Source organism: Variovorax sp. P4_D9, assembly GCF_056401695.1.
Window position 1 is genome coordinate 1 of sequence record NZ_JBFUIU010000622.1, and the last position, 5,320, is coordinate 5,320.

General features: G+C 62.3%; 5 protein-coding genes. 4 read left to right on the top strand and 1 reads right to left on the bottom strand.

Annotated features, from left to right (window positions below):
• From AC1DY5_RS40775 to AC1DY5_RS40790, 4 genes are all read left to right on the top strand, one after another.
• A partial coding sequence (locus tag AC1DY5_RS40775) for a retropepsin-like aspartic protease family protein (protein WP_478120133.1) occupies positions 1-427 on the top strand: 427 nt, incomplete at its 5' end.
• Between the two features lie 557 nt (positions 428-984).
• Positions 985-1,206, top strand: a complete 222-nt coding sequence (locus tag AC1DY5_RS40780; RefSeq protein ID WP_478120134.1) for a hypothetical protein — start codon at positions 985-987, stop codon at positions 1,204-1,206.
• A gap of 381 nt (positions 1,207-1,587) precedes the next feature.
• A complete protein-coding gene (locus AC1DY5_RS40785; RefSeq protein ID WP_478120135.1) occupies positions 1,588-2,931 on the top strand; it encodes an adenylate/guanylate cyclase domain-containing protein in 1,344 nt (447 codons plus the stop codon).
• An 843-nt stretch (positions 2,932-3,774) separates the two neighbouring features.
• The gene (locus AC1DY5_RS40790) at positions 3,775-4,341 is read left to right on the top strand and encodes a CoA-transferase (RefSeq protein ID WP_478120136.1); all 567 of its coding nucleotides are present in this window, start codon (positions 3,775-3,777) and stop codon (positions 4,339-4,341) included.
• 60 nt (positions 4,342-4,401) lie between these two features.
• On the opposite strand, the gene AC1DY5_RS40795 is transcribed toward AC1DY5_RS40790, so the two are convergent.
• Positions 4,402-4,920: a hypothetical protein gene (locus tag AC1DY5_RS40795; RefSeq protein WP_478120137.1), complete on the bottom strand. Its 519-nt coding sequence runs from the start codon at positions 4,918-4,920 to the stop codon at positions 4,402-4,404.
• Positions 4,921-5,320: the final 400 nt, after the last annotated feature.

Below are 5,320 nucleotides of genomic sequence, written 5' to 3' on the forward strand. Positions count from 1 at the left end.
CCTCTGCTCCTCTGCTCAGCAGAGAGGATGCAAGTTGGTGGAGAGTCGGTCATCCTCTGCCATGCCGTCGGAGATGACTGTCCCAATCGATCAAGACGGCCACTTTCGCTTGAGGGGCTTCATCAATAATCAGCCGGCAATGTTCCTCGTCGACACAGGTGCCACCTATATATCCGTCTCCGACGATTTTGCGCGCCGTGCCAACCTGCAAGGCGGAAGCCYCGTGAAATTCAATACTGCAAACGGGGTCCGTGCCGGCCACCTAATCAAAGGCGTCACCGTAATTGTTGGATCGTTTTCTGTCCCGGCCGCAACCGTTGCAGTTGGCACTGCCGGGCAGGAAGGCGAAGTTCTACTGGGTCAGAGTTTCCTGCGGAATTTCGACATCACGATGAACGATCGGCAGATGGTGATTCGGACTAGCTAGGACGCCGTAACCGATGGTGGCTTCGACGCGGGCTGTCTCAACGGAACGGCAATCAATCGGATTACCGGTTGCCTCATCAGTTCAACCGGTCGGGTTAACGGGATTTTCGTCGCCGGCTTCCTCGGCACCGTGGCGAGCTGGCCCAAGCAGACTTTATTCTTCTCTGCCGGGGAAGGTTCATCGTCAGCGGGGATGGTTTTAGCGCAGCGCAGGGCGGGGTAGGGATCATCTGGCCGCAGAGGAGGCTCGGAGCGTGCGATGCAGGGTTACTAGATGAAAGCCCCGCGGCGTGCCGACGGGGCTATGACAAGGTCAAATCTAAACCAGCGCCCGAGTTTCGGCTTGGCAAGAGAAGTTCAATGCAAGTCGTTGATGCGCATCATTTCTTCGCCTTCGCCGGAAGGCTGGCGTAGGAATGAAATAGACATGAAGTCGCAATCCGGCCATGGACGAATTCACAAAAAGCTCGTTGCAGCTTGTTTGCAATTGTCGGGGCCCGACCACGCGACGCTCGACGAACGGTTGCCCGCAGCAGTGTGTCGGCCAACAATGCAAACATGACTGAAGACACAGCGCAGAAGATGTTGCGGGACGCCAGGGATGAAGCGATAAGAACCGGAACGCAAGTAACCGTGGTTGGCTATCGCCTGACCGTCCTCGTAGTGCCCAGTCCGCCGGGCAGCATGCCGCGCGCCATCTATTACGTTCGCGGCCGCGATGTGACGCTAGCAGTTGCCGCAGCAGCCATGGCTGAGTCAGCGAGCGATCTGACGGTGTAGGACGGCGTTCCAAAGAACATGTCCCGCGGCGTTTCGCGCCTGAGGTCCGAGCGAGGGTCTCAAAAAGACTGATGGACTGCTGTCCTTCGAATTTGTCGGCGGTACGACCGAGGCTGCCGACAGCAGTCCTTGGCACTATTCTCGTCGGCCGACCGGTCTACCTCGGAACTTGACCTTCGCCCAGAATCGACGGAAGTGGCAACGCACGACCCGGCAAAACGCCGGTGAATGACTGCTTCCGAATGCCGCGAACTGACGTTCCGGGCCCTGAACGGTCCTTCGATCTCTCCAAAAAGCCGACGGTCGGAGCGACTTGCCCAAGCGGGAACGGCCGATGCATACTGGCAAGGGCGTGAGCAACAGATCGAACCGGGACGCAGCATGAACGACATTCCGGAAACCCGTTACGCGAGGAGCGGGGATTGCCACATCGCGTACCAGGTCGTTGGCAACGGGCCGCTCGACATCGTCTTTGTTCCGGGATTCGTATCGCATGTTGAGCACGCCTGGGACGAACCGCAGCTTGCGCACTTCTACAGGCGCCTCGCTTCGTTCGCGCGGCTCATCCTCTTCGACAAGCGTGGAACAGGCATGTCGGACCCTGTGCCCGTCCATCAGCTACCAACTCTCGAGCAACGCATGGACGACGTGCGGGCGGTCATGGACGCTGTGGGCTCAAAGCGCGCGGCGCTTATCGGGGTCTCGGAGGGCGGACCGCTGGATCTGCTCTTCGCCGCCACCCACCCTGACCGCACTGCGGCCATCGTCATCATCGAATCATTCGCGCGGATTGCCTGGGCCCCTGATTGCACGCACGGAACCAAGCCCGACGGGTGGACCGCGCTGCTCGAGAGGATGGAGCAGGGATGGGGCAAGGGAGTGCTTCTGAGCGCACTCGCGCAGTCGCTTGCCAATGATGCGGTGGCGCGTGAGTGGTGGGCACGCTTTCAGCGGCAGGCCGCCAGTCCAGGCGCAGCGGTGGCCGTGATGCGCATGGTCTACGACATCGATACCCGTCCGATCCTCTCCGCAGTGCGGGTGCCAACGCTGATCCTGCACCGCACCGAAGATCGCATGGTGCCGGTCCAGCACGGACGCTATCTAGCAGAGCACATCCCGGGGGCCAAGTACGTGGAACTGCCCGGCACGGATCACTTCTTCTGGACCGGGGACGCTGACGCCTATCTCGACCAGATCGAGGAATTCCTCACCGGCGAGCGTCATGCGAGCGAGTCAGACCGCATCCTTGCGACCGTCCTGTTCGCCGACATTGCCGGCTCGACCGAGCGGGCCGCACAACTCGGCGATTCCCGCTGGCACCAACTGCTCGACAGCTTCTACGGTGTTGCCCGCCGCCAGCTGGAGCGCTATCGGGGGCGAGAGATCGACACCGCGGGCGACGGCTTCTTTGCCGCCTTTGATGGGCCGGCAAGGGCCATTCGCTGTGCCGCGGCCATCGGCAGTGGCGTTGGCTCGCTCGGCCTGAGGGTTCGCGCTGGCGTGCATACCGGCGAGTGCGAGGTGATGGGCACGAAGATCGGTGGCATCGCCGTGCATATCGGCGCCCGCGTCGCAGGCCAGGCGAGTCCGGGCGAAGTACTCGTATCGGGTACCGTCAAGGACCTCGTGGCTGGCTCGGGGATATCGTTTGAGGACCGCGGCGCGCACGCATTGAAGGGCGTGCCTGGTGAGTGGCATCTGTACGCCGTAGGCGAAGTGAACTGACCGCCTGTCCTCCGGCGGCAGCGGCGTGATCGAGAAGGAGGAGGCGAACTTGACGCCGAGTTCGAGCTCGATGCGTCGAGATGATCTCCATCACCCCGACTTCAAGCAGCACCCCAGGCTCGCCGGCGTCGTGCAGTGTGATCAGCCTGTGCTCCGCAGAATGCCGTCCGGTCGCAGATCGGATTCCGCGATAGCTCGCTCAGCACTTCCATGTTGTGCACACCCAGTCAGACGCAGCATTTTGAGTGCCTGAGGCATCTGCTGCGCAATAGCGCGGCTCCTGGAAAGGGTGCCGTGTGTCCGGTTCTCAGCTCTCGATCGCCGGTTTGGGGGGACGCTCTGGGCCTGGATTGCCACTTCGGCGGCCTGAGTAGCGAACAGTCGATTGGCCTTCTTGAGCGCCGGGGACGGGTTCTGTCTGCACGACCCTGGAACCGGTCGTTGGTTCTGAGCTCTTCTTCGAACCTGAATGACCGCAACCGGCACCACAGCGTGAGTCCGCCAATCGGCCGGGGAAGACAGAAACCGCTGCACACCTGCCGTACAGCGGTCGCTGACGACCGGCAGGGCCCTCTGCAGACCTTCAGTTCGCCGAACTCGCTTCCAGAAAGCAGTCGTTCAACGTCCCGGCCTAGAGGCGGACAAGGTCGTGCGATAGCGCAGCACTCGTATCGGCACAAGTGGTGGACGCTGTCCCCGAGAAGTTCAGGGACACGCTCGGTGTCCTTCTCAAGGACGCGAAGCCACTGCCCGGTGAAGAGGCCATCTACGCCCGCGCCTGTGCTCTGGTCGCGGCCGGCGCGGCCGACCCAGACGTGAGGGGACTTCGTCCGGCGCGCCACCGTGGCAGACTACCTGCCGCCTGGCTTGGACGTGTACTTGCAGGCCGAAAACGGCATCATCGGCCTGGGTGCACGCCCCCCCGAAGGCATGGAGGACTGCGATCTCACTGACGCCGGCGGCGGCTTCGTCACTGCCGTGCCAGGTGCCGCGCGCATCGACAGCACCTTGTCTTTCGGCCTGATCCGCGGCGGCCATCTCGATATGACGGTGCTGGGCGGCCTGCAGGTCGACGCCTCTGGCCGGCTCGCCAACTGGATGATTCCGGGCAAGCTCGCGCCCAGGATGGGCGGAGCGATGGACCTCGTGACCGGCGCGCGCCGCGTGATCGTCGCGATGATCCACACCGCCAAGGGCGCACCGAAGATCGTGCCTCGCTGCGAGCTGCCCCTCATCTCGACCCGCCGAGTGGACCTGATCGTGACCGAGATGGCGGTGATTGAGCCGCGCGACGAAGGGTTGGTGCTGCGGGAGACCGCGCCAGGGGTCAGCGTGGACGCGGTAATGGCCGCGACCGCCGCGCCGTTGATCGTCGACGGGCCCGTCGGCGAGATGCTGGCCGCGGCCTGAGACCCCGTTTGGGGTCGCGGACCGCTTGTCGCGGACGTATCGCGGAATGACGCCTTCGCGTTATTTTGCGGTCACGGGCTGGACGCTAACCGCGACGGTCTCAGTGACGCTAGCGACAACCTGATCCCCGGCCTTCACGTCATGCAGAAGCTTCGGATCGCGGACTTTCACATCAACGAAATTGCCCTCCGGCCCCCGGAGCGTCGCGATTCCACGCTTGGCATTTACGCTTTCGACATTTGCGACGATCGTTATTCTCTTGGTGGCAGAAGCGCCGGCCATCGAACTAGCGTCCGTTTCCACCCGTTCTCGAATACCGTCGCCGCCCTTCTTCAGGGCGAGCGCAAGTGCGACCCGATAGCTGACGCGAATGCGGTCCCCAACCTTGACCTTGTCCAAGTCCTTCACAGCGGGGTCGACCTTCATCTCGCCGATATTGCCCCTGGGGCCCTTGATCGACACCACGCGATTGGCGACATCCACCGCCGTAATTTCGCCGACGACACTGACAATCGTCGAGCCGTGTCGGGCGTCCTCCAGTTCGACCTTCTTTCTCGCCGGAGTTTGTGCGCCTACCATCCCAACGCTCGATCCGAGCAAGATGGCAGCACATGCGCAGATCAACACTTGCCTCTGAGTAGTCATGCTGAAGCTCCAATGTGGCAATGAGTGGGCAAAGCCCAGTCTCGTGCTGGCCAGCTGCCGTGTCAACTAAAATCCCAAAGTTCACGCCGCCGCCGCATTGACTCGTCGGATTTGCTACCCGAGCTGACCTGTTGCCTCACGTAACTTGCTACCTGTCGGATGGTCCGACGGGAGCAGCACTACGTGACGAGGCGAATCAGCATGGCAACACGCAAGGAGTTGATCGAGGCATTGCGAGCGCGCTACAGCGGCGCGCCACCGATGGAGAAGACGAAGATCCTGGATGAGTTCGTGGCCTTGACCGGCTACCACCGCAAACACGCCATCCGGGTGT